The 15,130-nt window shown below is 63.3% G+C and carries 16 protein-coding genes and 1 riboswitch; of the genes, 8 read left to right on the forward strand and 8 right to left on the reverse strand.

Annotated features, from left to right (window positions below):
* Positions 1 to 33 precede the first annotated feature (33 nt).
* Positions 34 to 957 carry a sugar kinase gene (locus AC0L3N_RS08040; RefSeq protein WP_123148622.1) on the forward strand — a complete coding sequence of 308 codons (924 nt, stop codon included), beginning with the start codon at positions 34 to 36 and terminating at the stop codon, positions 955 to 957.
* A gap of 100 nt (positions 958 to 1,057) precedes the next feature.
* Here AC0L3N_RS08040 and AC0L3N_RS08045 read toward each other — a convergent pair whose 3' ends face one another.
* Both AC0L3N_RS08045 and hisC read right to left on the reverse strand, forming a co-directional pair.
* Positions 1,058 to 1,993 (reverse strand): prephenate/arogenate dehydrogenase family protein, encoded by a 936-nt coding sequence (locus AC0L3N_RS08045; RefSeq protein ID WP_473488113.1) that lies wholly within the window; start codon positions 1,991 to 1,993, stop codon positions 1,058 to 1,060.
* A gap of 6 nt (positions 1,994 to 1,999) precedes the next feature.
* Complete coding sequence (gene hisC, locus AC0L3N_RS08050) at positions 2,000 to 3,109, reverse strand: histidinol-phosphate transaminase (protein WP_473546893.1); 1,110 nt, start codon at positions 3,107 to 3,109, stop codon at positions 2,000 to 2,002.
* Between the two features lie 156 nt (positions 3,110 to 3,265).
* Positions 3,266 to 3,343: riboswitch (SAM riboswitch) on the forward strand.
* A gap of 120 nt (positions 3,344 to 3,463) precedes the next feature.
* On the opposite strand from hisC, the gene metX reads away from it, so the two are divergent.
* Both metX and metW read left to right on the forward strand, forming a co-directional pair.
* Entirely contained in the window at positions 3,464 to 4,633 is a 1,170-nt protein-coding gene (gene metX, locus AC0L3N_RS08055) for a homoserine O-acetyltransferase MetX (protein ID WP_095493438.1), read from the forward strand.
* Between the two features lie 169 nt (positions 4,634 to 4,802).
* Positions 4,803 to 5,417: a methionine biosynthesis protein MetW gene (gene metW, locus AC0L3N_RS08060; protein ID WP_023797197.1), complete on the forward strand. Its 615-nt coding sequence runs from the start codon at positions 4,803 to 4,805 to the stop codon at positions 5,415 to 5,417.
* Between the two features lie 79 nt (positions 5,418 to 5,496).
* On the opposite strand, the gene AC0L3N_RS08065 is transcribed toward metW, so the two are convergent.
* From AC0L3N_RS08065 to AC0L3N_RS08075, 3 genes are all read right to left on the reverse strand, one after another.
* A complete protein-coding gene (locus AC0L3N_RS08065) occupies positions 5,497 to 6,297 on the reverse strand; it encodes a DUF1194 domain-containing protein (RefSeq protein WP_425294106.1) in 801 nt (266 codons plus the stop codon).
* 210 nt (positions 6,298 to 6,507) lie between these two features.
* Positions 6,508 to 8,334 carry an ABC transporter ATP-binding protein/permease gene (locus tag AC0L3N_RS08070; protein ID WP_473546895.1) on the reverse strand — a complete coding sequence of 609 codons (1,827 nt, stop codon included), beginning with the start codon at positions 8,332 to 8,334 and terminating at the stop codon, positions 6,508 to 6,510.
* Between the two features lie 114 nt (positions 8,335 to 8,448).
* Positions 8,449 to 9,225 carry a class I SAM-dependent methyltransferase gene (locus AC0L3N_RS08075; protein WP_473547267.1) on the reverse strand — a complete coding sequence of 259 codons (777 nt, stop codon included), beginning with the start codon at positions 9,223 to 9,225 and terminating at the stop codon, positions 8,449 to 8,451.
* A 218-nt stretch (positions 9,226 to 9,443) separates the two neighbouring features.
* Here AC0L3N_RS08075 and gloB point away from each other — a divergent pair, with 218 nt between their 5' ends.
* Together gloB and AC0L3N_RS08085 are read left to right on the forward strand one after the other, a co-directional pair.
* Complete coding sequence (gene gloB / locus AC0L3N_RS08080) at positions 9,444 to 10,211, forward strand: hydroxyacylglutathione hydrolase (RefSeq protein ID WP_473546897.1); 768 nt, start codon at positions 9,444 to 9,446, stop codon at positions 10,209 to 10,211.
* 22 nt (positions 10,212 to 10,233) lie between these two features.
* A complete protein-coding gene (locus AC0L3N_RS08085; RefSeq protein ID WP_473546899.1) occupies positions 10,234 to 10,674 on the forward strand; it encodes a cupin domain-containing protein in 441 nt (146 codons plus the stop codon).
* Here the strand turns inward: AC0L3N_RS08085 and AC0L3N_RS08090 are convergent.
* From AC0L3N_RS08090 to AC0L3N_RS08100, 3 genes are read right to left on the reverse strand one after another with little or no spacing between them, the layout of a single operon-like run.
* The gene (locus tag AC0L3N_RS08090) at positions 10,649 to 11,320 is read right to left on the reverse strand and encodes a lysoplasmalogenase family protein (protein ID WP_123148617.1); all 672 of its coding nucleotides are present in this window, start codon (positions 11,318 to 11,320) and stop codon (positions 10,649 to 10,651) included. The genes AC0L3N_RS08085 and AC0L3N_RS08090 overlap by 26 nt on opposite strands.
* Positions 11,317 to 12,204, reverse strand: a complete 888-nt coding sequence (yddG, locus tag AC0L3N_RS08095) for an aromatic amino acid exporter YddG (RefSeq protein ID WP_123148616.1) — start codon at positions 12,202 to 12,204, stop codon at positions 11,317 to 11,319. The genes AC0L3N_RS08090 and yddG overlap by 4 nt, the downstream gene beginning before the upstream one ends.
* A gap of 28 nt (positions 12,205 to 12,232) precedes the next feature.
* The gene (locus AC0L3N_RS08100) at positions 12,233 to 13,021 is read right to left on the reverse strand and encodes a DUF3108 domain-containing protein (RefSeq protein WP_123148615.1); all 789 of its coding nucleotides are present in this window, start codon (positions 13,019 to 13,021) and stop codon (positions 12,233 to 12,235) included.
* A gap of 257 nt (positions 13,022 to 13,278) precedes the next feature.
* Here AC0L3N_RS08100 and rpmB point away from each other — a divergent pair, with 257 nt between their 5' ends.
* The 3 genes from rpmB to AC0L3N_RS08115 all read left to right on the forward strand — a co-directional run bounded on the left by rpmB (position 13,279) and on the right by AC0L3N_RS08115 (position 15,122).
* The gene (rpmB, locus tag AC0L3N_RS08105) at positions 13,279 to 13,575 is read left to right on the forward strand and encodes a 50S ribosomal protein L28 (RefSeq protein ID WP_023797188.1); all 297 of its coding nucleotides are present in this window, start codon (positions 13,279 to 13,281) and stop codon (positions 13,573 to 13,575) included.
* Positions 13,576 to 13,656: 81 nt separating this feature from the next.
* Complete coding sequence (locus AC0L3N_RS08110) at positions 13,657 to 14,337, forward strand: queuosine precursor transporter (protein ID WP_473546901.1); 681 nt, start codon at positions 13,657 to 13,659, stop codon at positions 14,335 to 14,337.
* A gap of 83 nt (positions 14,338 to 14,420) precedes the next feature.
* Entirely contained in the window at positions 14,421 to 15,122 is a 702-nt protein-coding gene (locus tag AC0L3N_RS08115; RefSeq protein WP_473546903.1) for a polyamine aminopropyltransferase, read from the forward strand.
* Positions 15,123 to 15,130 lie beyond the last annotated feature (8 nt).

Here is a 15,130-nt window from a genome sequence, read left to right on the forward strand (position 1 = left end):
TCGGAGAAAAATCATGATGAAACAGGAAGATAGATGAACAGCCCGGTGAAGCTCCTGAGTGTTGGCGCGCTGACGCTCGATACCATCCTTCGCGTCGACACGCTTCCGGCACGTCAGGGCAAGTTCATCGCGTCCGACGGCGTCCAGATCGCCTCGGGCATGGCTTCGAGCGCGGCCTGCGCCGCACGCCGCCTCGGCGCGGACGTATCGCTATGGGCGAGCGCGGGAGACGACCTCGTCGGCGATCAGCTGGTCGCCGGGATCGAGGCCGAAGGCGTCGATTGCAGCTTTGTCCGGCGCGTCGGCGGCGCGCGGTCGGCACTGTCGGCCATCTTGGTCGACACGCATGGCGAGCGCATCATCGTTCCATTCTATGACCAACTCGCCCAGGCCGACCCCGGGGCGCTCCCCATCCAAGATCTCACCGCATTCGACGCCGTCCTGGTCGATGTGCGCTGGCCGGGCGCAGCAGCTCTGGCCATGGCGGCGGCGCGCGAAATCGGCCGTCCGGCCATACTGGACGCCGACACCGCGCCACGAGACGTGCTGGAACGGCTGTTTCCGCTGGCCTCGCACATCGTCGCGTCGGAGCCGGCGGCGTTCATCCTCGGCGGCGAGGAACGAGGTCCGCAAAAGGCCTGTGAAGCGCTGGGCAGACGCACCGATGCGTTTGTCGCGGTGACCGGCGGCGCGGCGGGAAGCTGGTGGTTCGACCGCTCGGCTGGGTCCGTGCGCCATGTCGCAGCGCCAAGGATCAACGCAGTGGATACGCTTGCCGCCGGCGACGTGTTTCACGGCGCCTTTGCCGTCGGGTTGGCGGAGGCGATGCCGATCGAACGGACATTGCGCTTTGCCAGCGCCGCCGCCGCGCTCAAATGCCTGCGCTTCGGCGGCAGGCTGGGCGCGCCGGACAGGGCCGAGACACTGGCGATGATGGCGGCTCACTGGCCGGCCTGAGACAGCGGCGGGCTTTCAAATCGAATCGTACCGCTGCTCTATCTTTTTGTTTGAGCATCGGATTTTCCTAAAACCAGTACCCACTTCTGGGTCCGATGCTCTATCCCTTGGCCGGGTGCTCGACTGCCTGCCGGCCAAAGTCCGGTACGTCGATGTCCTGACCGGCCTCGATGATCGAGCGGCGGACGGCGCGGGTGCGGGTGAACAGGTCGAAAAGTTTTTCGCCGTCGCCCCAGCGGATCGCCCGCTGCAGCGAGGCCAGATCTTCCGAGAACCGCGCCAGCATTTCGAGGATGGCGTCCTTGTTGTGCAGGCAGACGTCCCGCCACATCGTCGGGTCGGACGCGGCAAGGCGAGTGAAGTCGCGAAAGCCGGAGGCCGAATATTTGATCACCTCGGACTTGGTCACCGACTCCAGATCGTCGGCGGTGCCGACGATGTTATAGGCGATGATGTGCGGCAGGTGCGAGACGATGGCCAGCGTCATGTCGTGATGCTGGGGATCCATCGTATCGATGTTTGAGCCGCAACGGCGCCAGAATTCCGAGAGCTTTTCCAAGGCGGCCGGATCGGTGCCGGGCAACGGCGTGAAGATGCACCAGCGGTTTTCGAACAGTTCGGCAAAGCCGGCGTCCGGGCCCGACTTTTCAGTGCCGGCCAGCGGGTGGCCGGGAATGAAATGCACACCAGCAGGCACATGCGGCTGCATCTGCGCGATGACCGACGCCTTGGTCGAGCCGACATCGGTGAGGATGGCGCCCTGCTTCAGCGCCGGTGCGATTTCCTCGGCGACCTCGCCCGAAGAGCCGACCGGCACCGAAACGATCACCAGGTCGGCATCGCCGACCGCCTCTTTCGCGTCCATCGCGTAGGAGGAGCCGAGGCCGAGTTCCCGCGCCCGCGCCAGGGTCGTTTCGCTGCGCGTCGAGATGGCGACGTGACCGGCTAGGCCTTCGCGATGGATTACGCGGGCCAGCGACGAGCCGATCAGGCCGATGCCGACCAGCGCGATCTTTTCGAACATCGGTGATGTCATGGTCTTCTAGCTTTTCAGAAATGTCGCGAGGGCGGCGACAACGCCACGATTGGCCTCTTCGGTGCCGATGCTCATGCGCAGTGCATTGGGGAAGCCGTAGCCGGAAACGCGCCGCAATATATAGCCGCGCGCGGAGAGGTAATCGTCCGCAGCTGCCGCCGAATGTTTTTTGTCCTCGGGAAAGTGGATGAGGACGAAATTGCCGACGCTCGGCGTCACCCGCAGTCCGAGCTTGGTCAACTCCTCGCTCACCCATCGCAGCCAGGTGTCGTTATGAGCCACGCTGCGCTCGACATGGGTGCGGTCGCGGATCGCGGCAATGCCGGCCTCAATCGCCGTCGCGTTGACGTTGAAGGGACCTCGCACGCGGTTGATCGCGTCGATGATATGCATCGGCGCGTACATCCAGCCGATCCGCGCACCGCCGAGGCCGAGCTTGGAGAAGGTGCGGGTCATAACCACGTTTTCCGCGCCAGCCACCAGCTCGACGCCGGCTTCATAATCATTGCGGCGGACATATTCGGCATAGGCTGCATCCAGCACCAGAAGCACGTTTCGAGGCAGGCTGGCATGCAGGCGGCGCACCTCCTGGAACGGCAAATAGGTGCCGGTCGGGTTGTTGGGATTGGCGAGGAAGATGATCCTGGTACGCGGCGTCACCGCAGCGAGGATCGCATCGACGTCGGCGCGCTCATTGGTTTCCTTGACCGACACCGGGACAGCACCTGCCGACTGGATGTAGATCTTGTAGACCATGAAGGCGTGTTCGGTGATCACAGCTTCATCGCCGGGCGCGAGATAGGTCTGCGCAAGCAGGCCGAGAATCTCGTCGGAACCATTGGAACAGACGATGTTCGCCGGGTTGAGGCCATGCACCTCGGCGATCGCCTCCCGTAGGCGCCTGGCGGTGCCGTCGGGATATATGTCGAGTTTGGCCGCGACGTCGCGCGCGGCTTCTATCGCCTTCGGCGAGGGGCCAAGCGGGTTCTCGTTCGACGACAGTTTGTGGACCTTGGCAACGCCGGCCGGCGCCGTGCTTTTGCCCGGCACATACGCTTCGATGTCCATGATCCCCGCGCGGGGCGTTGGACGTGCCCGATCCGATGCCTGGTTCATATTGCAAAAATCCGTCGAAAACGCTTCCACCCGGGAAGCCGCAGCGGAAATACAAGCCGTGGCCTGGAATGTCGAGAGGCGGCGATCATGGGTGAGCGACTGGCATGGGTGAACGACTGGCCGTTGACGCCGAGACGCTCCGGTCCTAGAAGAAAGGCGAAATCCCGTGGTGATTTGGCCGGTCGGCTTGCAGCCACGTTAAACAACTCGCTAAAGGGCCGTTTGCATCCTGTAACCGGCTTTGCGAAGGCGATGTCGGTTTTCTTGTTGTCCGTAGCCGGCCGGACAATCGCATCGACCCGAAAATCGGTATCGACTTTCGGAAAGCGCGATGGGTTAATGTAAGAGGATGCGATGGTCGCGCTGCGCACTAAAAGAACCAACAACGAGGCCGACGAGCCGTCGAGCCCGGTGTTGCGTTTCGGTGCCGACAAGCCGCTCAAGCTCGATGCCGGCACGCTGCTGTCACCGTTCCAGATCGCCTACAAGACTTACGGCACCCTCAACGACGCCCGCTCCAACGCCATCCTCGTCTGCCATGCACTGACCGGCGACCAGCATGTCGCCAGCACCAATCCAGTGACCGGCAAGCCGGGCTGGTGGGAAGTGCTGATTGGCCCCGGCAAGATCATCGACACCAGCCGCTTCTTCGTCATCTGCTCAAACGTCATCGGCGGCTGCCTCGGCTCGACCGGCCCCGCCTCGACCAATCCAGCCACCGGCAAGCCCTACGGGCTCGACCTGCCGATCATCACCATACGCGACATGGTGCGGGCGCAGTTGATGCTGGTCGATCATTTCGGCATCGAAAAACTGTTCTCGGTGCTCGGCGGCTCGATGGGCGGCATGCAGGTGCTGCAATGGGCGTCGAGCTATCCGGAGCGCGTTTTCTCGGCGCTGCCGATCGCCACTGGCGCGCGCCATTCCTCGCAGAACATCGCCTTCCATGAGGTCGGCCGGCAAGCGGTGATGGCCGATCCGGACTGGCATGGCGGCAAATATTTCGAGCAAGGCAAGCGCCCGGAAAAGGGACTGGCTGTGGCGCGCATGGCCGCTCACATCACTTATCTGTCGGAGGCGGCCCTGCACCGGAAGTTTGGCCGCAACCTGCAGGACCGTGAAGCGCTCACCTTCGGTTTTGACGCCGACTTCCAGATTGAGAGCTATCTGCGCCATCAGGGCATGACCTTCGTCGACCGCTTCGACGCCAACTCCTATCTCTACATGACCCGGGCGATGGACTATTTCGACCTCGCCGCCGATCATGGCGGCCGGCTGGCCGACGCCTTTGCCGGCACCAGAACCCGTTTCTGCCTGGTCTCCTTCACCAGCGACTGGCTGTTCCCGACCGAGGAGAGCCGCTCGGTCGTTCACGCGCTGAACGCGGCCGGCGCCTCGGTGTCCTTCGTCGAGATCGAGACCGATCGCGGCCACGACGCCTTCCTGCTCGACGAGCCGGAGCTGTTTGCCGCCATCAACGGCTTCATCGCCTCGGCGGCTCGCGCCAGGGGGCTCAGCGCATGATCCCTGAAGATTGCAGGCTTTCCGGACCGGCATCTTTCGCCATGCATCAGCGCATGACCCCGAAAAGTTGCAGATTTTTCGGACCGGGATCATGTGCCAGGCAACGCATGGCCCCGAAAAGTTGCAGACTTTTCGGATCAAGGTCATGCGCCAAGCAAAAGCCACGATCATGAGTGTCAACCACGCCCAGCGCGTCGACCTCGAAGTTGTCGCCGATCTCATCCCGCCCCAGTCGCGGGTGCTGGACGTCGGCTCCGGTGATGGCCTGCTGCTCGAATTGCTGCAGGCGACGAAGCAGGTCGACGGCCGTGGGATGGAACTGTCGCAGCGCGGCGTCAACGAATGCGTGGCGCGCGGCCTGTCCGTCATCCAGGGCGACGCCGACAAGGACCTCAAATTCTATCCCGACAAGGGTTTTGATTTCGTCGTCCTGTCGCAGACCTTGCAGGCGACCCGCAACCCGAAGCTGGTGCTCGACGAGTTGCTTAGGATCGGCAAGCACGCCATCGTCTCCTTCCCCAATTTCGGCCACTGGCGGGTGCGCCTTTCGCTGTTCGTCGAAGGGCGGATGCCGGTGACCAAGGACCTGCCCTATTCCTGGTACGACACGCCCAACATCCATTTCTGCACCATCCGCGACTTCGTCAATCTCTGCGAAGAGCTCGGCGCAACGGTAGAAAAGGCAACCGCGCTCGACGCCAATGGCCAGAAAATCGGCCTGTCGATGCCTTGGTGGTTCTGGAATTTCTTTGGCCAGCAAGCGGTGTTCCTGCTGAAGCGATAACGGCCGTCGCATATGGCGCGCGGCCGGCAAGAGTCCGGAGACCATCTGCGACTGTTCGCCATTCATCGACCAAGTCTAGCTAGCGATCAAGCTCCGGAAAATACGGATCGGAGAAAAACTGGCGGCCGCGCTCGCCTTGCAAACAGTCGACCGGCGTTGCCGCATCGACCCGGAGTGTCGCGGGAGCGGCCCTGGGACCGGCAACACCGCTGACCTCCAGGACCAGCTTGCGGCGTATGGCGGTCACGAATTCGGAAGCGGCATAGACCGGCAGCACGAAGGAACCTGGCCCGCCGGTAACGCACTCGGCATAGTACCGGTCGAGATGGCTAAAGCTGGGCGACGGGCTGATCAGGATCGGCAGGCCGTTGACGACGATGTCCTTTGCCACCGCGGCGTCGCGTGTCGTGGTGACGGGCATCCCGGTATTGTTGGGGCCATCGCCTGAAATGTCGATGACGCTGCGCGTCGCGTCGAAAGCGGCTCCATCCAAAAGCTTGGCGCCGAAGGCGAGCGCACCGGAAATCGAGGTGCCGCGAAAGCTCCTGAACGGGCGCGCCTCGATCTTGTCGGCGAAAGCGTTAGCGCTCTCAGCATTGTCGATGACCTGCCAGGCAATGACCGCATCGTCGCGGACGGTGCCTGCCCATTCGAAATAGGCCAGCGCAATGCGGCCGGTCACGCCCGAACGCACCGCATTGATGAAGTCGGGGTGGCGCAGCGCCTCGACATAGCCGGCGCGCTGCAGCGCGAATTCCTTTTCGTCCATCGAGTGCGAAATGTCGACCGCCAGCACCAGTTCGACGTCCACTGCAATGGCATCGGCGGGCGCGGCCAGTGGTGCTGCCTGAGCGCAGGCAAGGCAGGCAAGCAGGCTAATGCATGTCGCCCAAAAGTGCGCAGCGGCTTTGGGGTAACGACATGAATAGAAACAGAGGCTTAAAGCGTGTCGCATGAATCTCTTGAATCTCTTCACCGGGACGCGCTTTAAGCGCGTCAAGCATGGGTCCAACGCCGCAGGCTTTCGAACGATACCAGGCAATCTTTCGCTGCGATCACGGCGAAATAAAGCTTGCCGGCGTATAGCCGGCTACGTCTCTTGGTAGGCTGCGGCGACGGCCGGGGGTGGTTCGATCGCGCCGGCCCTGACACGGACTGGCTTGAGAGCCGGTCGCTCGATGTCTTTCACGATCGCCAATGAGCGTGGAAAGAATTCAATGTTCTGCTGGCCTCGGCCGATATTGAGGATTGCGGCGTCGGCCAGACGCGCCTCCAGCATCGACAGCACCCGCCTCAGCGTCGCGCCGTCGAACGTGTCCAAGGCCTCGTCGATGATCACCCATTTCGGCTGCCGCAAGACCAGCCGGGCAAAGGCAAGCAGGCGCTGCTCGTCATCGCTCAATTCGCGCTCCCAGCGCGCCGAGCGGTCGAGCGAGGACGACAGACGCCCGAGACCGACCTCGGCAAGCACCGCCGAGATCTCGGCGTCGCTAACCGCCGCATCGGCGTGGTCGAGCACTTCGCGCAGCGTGCCGAGCGGGAAATAGGGTTTTCGGGGAACGAAGGCGGGCACCTCTCCGGCCGGCATGCCGATCCGCCCGCTTCCCCACGGCCACAGACCGGCAATGGCGCGAAAGAACAGCGTCTTGCCGGCGCGCGGATCTCCGGTGATCATGACGCGCTCGCCGGCGCGGATTTCGACATGGGGCTCGGCGAGCTTCGTACATCCATCCCGCGACGCAATCTCGAGGTTCTCGAATGTCAACCTGCCATTCGGGTTTTCGCCGATCGTGATGCGTTCTTCGGTATCGTGCAGCACATCCGTTTCAACGAGCGCGATGCGGAAATCGGCGACGCGCATCAGCGTGGCGCGCCAATCGGCGATACCGCCGATATTGTTGATGAACCAACGTAACGAGGCATGCACCTGGTTGAAGGCGCCGACTGCCATCATCAGCCCGCCGAAGCTGATATCGCCGGCAAAATAGACCGGCGAGGCGACGAGGATCGGCGCGACGACAGTGATCCAGCCATAGGTATCGGTCACCCAGGAAAGATTGATCTGGGCGCTGTAGATGCGCCGCATCGCGCCCAGCACCGTGCCGAGGTCGAGCTCGAGCCGTCGTCTCGCGTCGGCCTCGCCGTGCGCAAGCGCGATGGCATCGACATTCTCGTTGACGCGGACCACCGAGGAGCGCAGCTCCGCTTCACGCATATAGCGGTCACTGTTGAAGCGGATGAGCGGCCGTCCGACCAGCCAGCTCAGCCAGGAGGCCGTGCCGGCATAGAGGATCGCGGCCCACACCATGTAGCCCGGAATGGCCAGCGAATAGCCGCCGATATGGAAGACGAAGCCCGAAGACAGCGACCATAGGACGCCGACGAACGAAACAAGCAGAATGAACGACTGCAATAGCCCTATGCCGAGACCGGTGGAAAGATCGGAGAGATGCCCGGCATCCTGCTGCAGGCGCTGGTCAGGGTTGACGCCGATGGCGCCGGCGTTGGCGAGCCGGAAGGCGCGCGCCGGCCGCATCCATTCACCGATCAGATCGAGGGTCAACGCCTCGCGCAGCTTCAGCCGGATCATCTGGTCGAGCCAGGTCTGGCCGACATTGAGCACCACGAGCCCGCCGGCGATGGCGGCAAAGACCAGAAGCTGGTGCAGGAAGCCCTGCATGTCGCGCCGAGCCAGCGCATCGTAGAAGGGCTCGTTCCAGCGATTGAGCAGAACCTGCCCGATCGAGGTTGCCACAATGACAGCGACTATGCCGACGCAGGCCCAGAGCAGGTGTTTGCGGATCGGCGAGGTCCCCAGCGCCAGCTTGATGGTCGCCAATTGGTCGCTCAGGCTGCTGGCCTCGATCGACGCGGCAGCCGGCTTGGCGCTGCCTTCGACATCCGGATAATCAGCCATTGGTGAAGTCCTTGAATTCGGAAGCGGTGCTGAAACCGATGAACAAGTCGACTCAATCGGGTACCCGCCCTCGACAGATAGGTGAGAAAAAGCGCGATTCCGATCACGAACATGTCATCGACGGCCCGGCAATTTTGCATTCCCGGTCGGCGATATCCGGCCGAGCCTTGTGGCGCCATGCGGCGAGAAAACCGGCACGAAGACGCGGCGAGAGGCACGCTGGACGACCGGCACGCCCTGATAGAGCCGCTTCTGCGCCTCGACCACGATGACGCCGGAAAAGATCGGCCAGAACCTGCGGCCGGCGCGCTCCAGCACATTGTGGAACTGCATCATGAAGCGTCGCCGCGATGGCGGGAAGAACAGGGCATCGGACCAGGCCGCGGGCGTGAAATTCGCTTCGCGCAGCAATTCGGTGAGCTGGCCGCGCGAGAAAGGCCGGCCACTGCCGAACGGCGTATGCTCGAACCGCGCCCAGACACCGCGCCGGTTGGGCACGACGATGACGACGCGGCCGGCGGGCGACAGCACCCGCCAGATTTCGTTCAGCGTCTCGCGCGGGTTCTCGGCATGTTCGAGTGAATGGACGAGCAGCATGCGGTCGATGGAGGCGTCGACCAGCGGCAATTCCTCATCGAAGACCAGCGCGGTCGCGGTCGGCCCGGTGGCCGGCCAGACCACCGCGCCCTGCGTCGCCGGCATGAAGGCAAAGACACGCTCCGCGTCGGTGCCGAACCGCTCCAGCCACGGCAAGGTGTAACCGAGGCCGACCAGCCGCTCATTGGGCACGACAGCCCATATCGAGGACAACGCCATGGTGATCGAGCGTTCGGCCAATCGCCCGAGCGTGGTCGAATAGAACGAGCGAAGGTCGATGATATCGGAATGCATGCGCGGGACGGTATCTTCGATGCTGTCCAAGTTCAACAAAGGCGCCAAGTTCTACAAACGCGGATGACATCCACGGGCAAGCGCCCTATGTCTGCGGCGACTACTGCATCAGCCCGAAATCGGTTTCGATTTCGGAAAGCACGATGAAGCAGATAAAAAGTGTTAGAGCGTCCTTTGTACGTCCAACTGGACGCACGGCGCACGAGTGGAGAGACGCCATGCCGGTTGAAATCGAACAGTTCATGTGCCGCAGCGACAATTTCGGTGTGCTGGTGCATGACCCGAAAAGCGGCCAGACCGCGATCATCGACGCGCCGGAGGAGGCGCCGGTCCTGGCCGCGATCGAGCGTACCGGCTGGACGCCGACGATGATCCTGACCACCCATCACCATGTCGACCATGTCGAGGCCAATCTGGCGCTGAAGGAGCTCTTCAAGCTGCGCATCGTCGGACCGGAAGCGGAAAAGGCAAAAATTCCCGGCATCGACGAAACCGTCGAGCAGGGTTCGGTCATCCACCTCGGCGACGAGAGGATCGACGTGATCGCCACGCCCGGCCACACGGCGGGCCATGTCTCCTATCATCTGCCGGCATCGAAAGTGGCGTTCACCGCCGACACGCTGTTCGCGCTCGGCTGCGGCCGGCTGTTCGAATGCGAGCCGCCGGTGATGTACGATTCGTTGAAAAAGCTCGCGGCGCTTCCGGCCGAGACGGTCGTTTATTGCGGCCATGAATACACGCTCTCCAACGCCCGCTTCGCGCTGACCGTCGACCCGACCAATTCGGCGTTGAAGGAGCGCGCTGCGAAAATCGAGGCGCTGCGCGCCGACGGCAAGCCGACGCTGCCAACCACGATCGGCGAGGAACTGTCGACGAATCCGTTCCTGCGCTGGCACGATCCGGCAATCCGCAGGCATCTCGGCATGGAGAAAGCCTCCGACGCCGAAGTGTTTGCCGAAATTCGCAAGCGCAAGGACAATTTCTGAACACCATGACGTGCTGGAATTCATGACCAGTTCCGCCGAAATCATCGCAACGCTCGGCCTGAAACCGCATCCGGAAGGCGGCTGGTATGCCGAGACCTTCCGCGATGGCGCGGAGGGCGCGCGCGGCCATTCGACCGCGATCTATTTCCTTTTGGAGCAGGAGCAAGTGTCGGCCTGGCACCGCGTCAAGGACGCGGCCGAGGTCTGGCATTTCTATGCCGGCGCCCCGTTGGCACTGTCGATGCATCGGGAAAACGGGCCGGTGATCGAGCAGGTGCTCGGCGCGGCCTTGGCGGCGGGCGAGCGGCCGCAGATCGTCGTGCCGGCAGGCTGGTGGCAATCGGCACGCAGCCTAGGCGAGTGGACGCTGCTCGGCTGCACCGTGGCGCCGGGCTTCGATTTCGCCGCCTTCGAACTGGCCGAATCGGGTTGGAGTCCTAGCCCAACAGGAAACCCATCGTGATCGCCAGCTGGGCGGCGTAATACAGCATCCAGGCCGCGTTGCGCATCCAGGCGCGGTGTGGCGAGATGGCGCTTAGCAGGAACTTTTCCGAGGCGAGCAGCCCGTCGGACGCGATGAACAGCGCGGCGCCGCCGATGATCCAGAAATTGCTCAGGGTGAGGGCTGAAATCGCCATGGCGAGGATTGCCGCGATATAGACGCTGACCGGAAGGCGCAAGGCGGGGCCGACACGGCGCCAGAGCGCAAAAAGCATGGCGAGCGCGAACACGGCCATTGCCATGGCAATCGCCGCGCGCCACGGCTCGGCCGACAGCAGCCCGACCCCGTCGCCGAAGCGCAGGTACAGCGCGATGTAAAGCCCATGCGCAACGAGAAAACTGGCCAGCCCGCCGAGAAAAGCCTTTTCACCCTCGCGTGACAGGAACGCGTCGCCGATGGCACTGAGCGTCAGCGCAGCGACGAGCAGCCACGGACCGCCCTGCAGCGATGCCAGCACGGCAAGCATTGCCACGGCCAGTGTCTTGACCGCAGAACGCGCAAGCTTCGGCGGCATGTCGATGGTGAAGGCGTAGATTACCGCCGCCGCCAGCGAAAACAGCAGCGTCGCATTGGCGTTGGCGTCGATGCCGCCGGGAAACGGCGTCATGCCCCTGCCTCGCGCGTTGCCTGCTTGCGCAAGAACAGCGATTTCGCCGCAAGAGCCGCCCCGCCGGTGATCAGCACGCAGGCGGCGAGGACGCGCAGGGACGGTTCGGCGAAACCGGCTGATATCAGCACCAGCGTCGACAGCAGCGGCGCGGCATAGCTCGCCGCGCCCAGCACCTGGATGTTGCCGCGCTTGACGCCGATGTCCCAGGCGTAGAAGGCCGCGCCCACCGGCATCAGCCCGAGGCCGAGCACGGCCAGCCACTGGCCGGCGCCGACAGGCAGCACCGTCTCTTCCAGCATGAGATGGCAGACAAGCGAAAGCGCTGCCGTAGCCGCACAGAACCAGGTGACGATGCTGGTCGGCACCGACGGGAAGCGGCGCGACAACAGCGAATAGGACGACCACAGCACGGCGCAGACGCCGGCCATCGCATAGCCGAAGGCATAGCGTGCGTCGAAGGCAAGCCCGCCACCCTTGGTGACGATCAGGACAGTGCCGGCAAGACCGAGCAGTGCGCCGACGACATGGTTCCAGGCCAGCCGCTCGCCCGGCATCAGCGCCGATCCGAGCACGATCAGCAGCGGCCACAGATAGGCGATGAGGCTCGCCTCCACCGCTGGTGCGTTGCGCAGCGCGGTAAAATAGAAGAAATGATAGCCGAACAGGCCGGCAATGCCGATCACCCACACTTGCGGCGGTATCTTCTGCCGGCTGGCGGCGGCCGGCATGAACAGCCGCGCGACGAGCCCGACGCTGGTGCCGATCGTGAAGGTGATCGCCGAAAGCAGGAACGGCGGCACCGCGCCGGAAGCGTCCGTAAGCAGCGCCAGCAGCGCCCACATGGCGACCGCCGAGAAGCCGATCAGTGTTGCGCGCCCCATGTCCGTCTCCGGCGGCGCGCGATCGCGCCTATTCTGTTGCTTCGAACCGCTCCGCGCTGACGGTGAGAGTGCCGATTTTCGTGCTGACCGTGGCGTGGATCGGCGCATATACGCCAGTTTGGCCGACCGGCGCAAACGTCACCATGATGCGGCTGCGATCCTTCAGGTACTTCAAAGCTTTGCGGTTCTTGCGGTACCCCGCCACCGGCTCAAAGCCCAGCCTGCAAGTGACGGTATCGCCCTTGTAGCCGCGCACCGAGGTCGAGCCTTTCGAATCGTAGGTCAGCGTCAGATTGGCGCGCATCTCGCCATCATAGAGTTTCACCGTGCGCCCGCAGACCTTGTCGAGACTATCGGCATGGATGACAGTGGCGGCCATCGGATCAAGCACCGACGCGAGATGGCTGGCGCCCAGCGGTATCCAATTCTTGGGATTGCGCTTCTTCGGCGCAGGCACGACCTTCGTCGCGGTAACAGTGCCATTGGCGAACTGGATATCGATCATCGACGCCTTCTCGCCCGACTTGTAGTCGGCGCGGAACGCTTGCGGCTGCAATTGCTTGCCCGAAATCGTGCCCTTTGACGAGACCGTGCCACGCGTGTCGTCGAATATTGTGGCGAGGCCGGCGCTGGAGACGCTGCCGTCGATCGAATAGGTGTCGCCTTCGTAACTGCTGGAAAAGCTTGCCTTGGCCACCGAGAAGCCGTGGATCGATACCGTATACTCGCCCTTGAAGGATTGTGGCGTGGCGGCAGACGCTGCCGTCGGCAGCGCCACGGCAAGCGAGGCAAGGAGAGCAAGAGACGAACGAAGCATGGCGGGGATTGATCCTCGATTTTTCAGCGGAAGCGGACAACTCCGGCCTGGTATCTCCTTGTGCGACCGCTTATAGGCTGAATTCCGGCCTTTATGTGAAAGGCGTCGTCACACCCGCGCGCAAGCCGGAGCTTGACGCATCGGCGAAATGCAACTATGGAACGCCAACTTTTTCCATAAGGCCGCCTGACCGAAACTGCGCGCCACCCGGCGCGGGTCGAATGTTTGGCCAGACCGAGAACTGAAGGTTTAGAACCATGTCCCGCACCTGCGAACTCACTGCCAAGGCAGTCATGTCCGGCAACAATGTGAGCCACGCCAACAACAAGAGCAAGCGTCGCTTCCTGCCCAATCTCGTCAATGTGACGCTGATCTCGGAAGCGCTGAACCAGAATGTTCGCCTGCGCATTTCGGCCAACGCGCTGCGTTCGGTCGAGCATCGCGGCGGCCTCGATGCGTTCCTTGCCAAGGCCGACGCCAAGGAGCTGTCGCAGCGCGCGCGCCTGCTGAAGAAGCAGATCGCCAAGAAGCTTGCCGAACAGCCGGCCGCTTAATTTTTCAGGCAACCGCCTTCCAAGGAGTGTCGTCCGAACTCGGCATGACACCCCGCTGGTTCCATTACCCAGGATAAAAAAATGAGTTTTGTCTCCCGATATCTGTCCTTTGTTGCGGCCATGGCGCTTGTCGTGGTGGCGTCGAACATCCTCGTGCAGTTCCCGCTGCAAGGTGCGATCGGCGGCTTGTCGCTGGCCGACATTCTGACCTGGGGCGCCTTCACCTATCCGTTCTCCTTCCTGGTCACCGACCTTGCCAACCGCCGCTACGGTCCGGCCGTGGCGCGCCGGATCGTGTTTGTCGGCTTCACGGCGGCGGTAATCTGCTCGGTCGTCATCCCGCCCCTGCTGTTCCGCTACGGCTTGATCGAGTTCGAAACGGCCGCCGACCGGCTGGTGCGCATTGCGGCGGCTTCCGGCACCGCGTTCCTGATCGCGCAATTGCTCGACGTGACCGTATTCAACCAGCTGCGCCGGCAGAGCTGGTGGCGGGCGCCGATCGTCGGCACGCTGGTCGGCTCGGTATTCGACACCGCCGTGTTCTTCACCGTCGCCTTTTCGGCGGCTTTCGCCTTCGCTGGCCCGAACGATGGCTTCGCGCTCGAAACCGCGCCGCTGATGGGCGTGCTTCCGGTCGAGACCATGCGCTGGGTGTCATGGGCGCTCGGCGACCTCGGCGTGAAGCTGATCATCGCCGTGGTGGCGCTGATCCCCTACCGGCTGCTTGCCGCCCGCTGGAGCCAGCCGGCACTGGCGGCATAGAGCATGATCCCTGAAGGTGGGAACCGGTTTTTGCTATCGCTGACCTTCGGTTCGGAAAAGATCATGCTTACAGGTTCTCGAGCATGATCCCATGGGTCCAGCTCGGTACCGCGAAAACGGCGGACGGCGGACATGAGCTTCGCCTAAAACAACGCGGTGCCGAATTCTCGATCATGCTCGGCTCGAACGAGCTGATGAACAGCCGCCTCAGCGGCTCCGAGGAAGCGCTGGCCCGGCTGTCCTGCCAAAGGATTGCCGGCCGTAGCCAGCCGAAAATCCTGATTGGCGGGCTGGGCATGGGTTTCACGCTGCGTGCCGCTCTCGCCGGGCTTGGCGCCGATGCCCGTATCGTTGTCGCCGAATTGGTACCAGCCGTCGTGGCGTGGGCGCGCGGCCCGATGGCCTCGGTGTTCGGTGGCTGTCTCGACGATCCACGCGTGACTGTTCGCGAAATGGATGTAGGGCAGCTCATACGATCGGAAGGCTCGGCCTGGGATGCCATCCTGCTCGACGTCGACAACGGTCCGGAAGGGATCGTCCACCAAGCCAACGATGCTCTCTACAGTATAGCCGGGCTGATCAGCGCAAGAGCAGCGCTCACGCCCGGCGGCGTGCTGGCGGTCTGGTCGCAGGGACCCGACAGCGGTTTTACCCGCAGGCTCAAGCAGGCGGGCTTCGCGGTCGAGGAAGTCAAAGTCCGCGCCAACGGCAAGCGCGGCCCCCGCCACGTTATCTGGATCGCGACCAACGGACCCCGGCCTGCGGCAACCGGCGCGAAGCTGTAGACTTGTTA

Source organism: Mesorhizobium sp. WSM4807, from assembly GCF_055811615.1.

What these genes read in the sequence shown, in the direction of transcription:
- AC0L3N_RS08040 (WP_123148622.1), top strand. Translation starts at nt 34, where the DNA reads ATGAACAGCCCGGTGAAGCTCCTGAGTGTTGGCGCGCTGACGCTCGAT.
- AC0L3N_RS08045 (WP_473488113.1), bottom strand. Translation starts at nt 1,993, where the DNA reads ATGACATCACCGATGTTCGAAAAGATCGCGCTGGTCGGCATCGGCCTG.
- hisC (WP_473546893.1), bottom strand. Translation starts at nt 3,109, where the DNA reads ATGAACCAGGCATCGGATCGGGCACGTCCAACGCCCCGCGCGGGGATC.
- metX (WP_095493438.1), top strand. Translation starts at nt 3,464, where the DNA reads ATGGTCGCGCTGCGCACTAAAAGAACCAACAACGAGGCCGACGAGCCG.
- metW (WP_023797197.1), top strand. Translation starts at nt 4,803, where the DNA reads ATGAGTGTCAACCACGCCCAGCGCGTCGACCTCGAAGTTGTCGCCGAT.
- AC0L3N_RS08070 (WP_473546895.1), bottom strand. Translation starts at nt 8,334, where the DNA reads ATGGCTGATTATCCGGATGTCGAAGGCAGCGCCAAGCCGGCTGCCGCG.
- AC0L3N_RS08075 (WP_473547267.1), bottom strand. Translation starts at nt 9,225, where the DNA reads ATGCATTCCGATATCATCGACCTTCGCTCGTTCTATTCGACCACGCTC.
- gloB (WP_473546897.1), top strand. Translation starts at nt 9,444, where the DNA reads ATGCCGGTTGAAATCGAACAGTTCATGTGCCGCAGCGACAATTTCGGT.
- AC0L3N_RS08085 (WP_473546899.1), top strand. Translation starts at nt 10,234, where the DNA reads ATGACCAGTTCCGCCGAAATCATCGCAACGCTCGGCCTGAAACCGCAT.
- AC0L3N_RS08090 (WP_123148617.1), bottom strand. Translation starts at nt 11,320, where the DNA reads ATGACGCCGTTTCCCGGCGGCATCGACGCCAACGCCAATGCGACGCTG.
- yddG (WP_123148616.1), bottom strand. Translation starts at nt 12,204, where the DNA reads ATGGGGCGCGCAACACTGATCGGCTTCTCGGCGGTCGCCATGTGGGCG.
- AC0L3N_RS08100 (WP_123148615.1), bottom strand. Translation starts at nt 13,021, where the DNA reads ATGCTTCGTTCGTCTCTTGCTCTCCTTGCCTCGCTTGCCGTGGCGCTG.
- rpmB (WP_023797188.1), top strand. Translation starts at nt 13,279, where the DNA reads ATGTCCCGCACCTGCGAACTCACTGCCAAGGCAGTCATGTCCGGCAAC.
- AC0L3N_RS08110 (WP_473546901.1), top strand. Translation starts at nt 13,657, where the DNA reads ATGAGTTTTGTCTCCCGATATCTGTCCTTTGTTGCGGCCATGGCGCTT.
- AC0L3N_RS08115 (WP_473546903.1), top strand. Translation starts at nt 14,421, where the DNA reads ATGATCCCATGGGTCCAGCTCGGTACCGCGAAAACGGCGGACGGCGGA.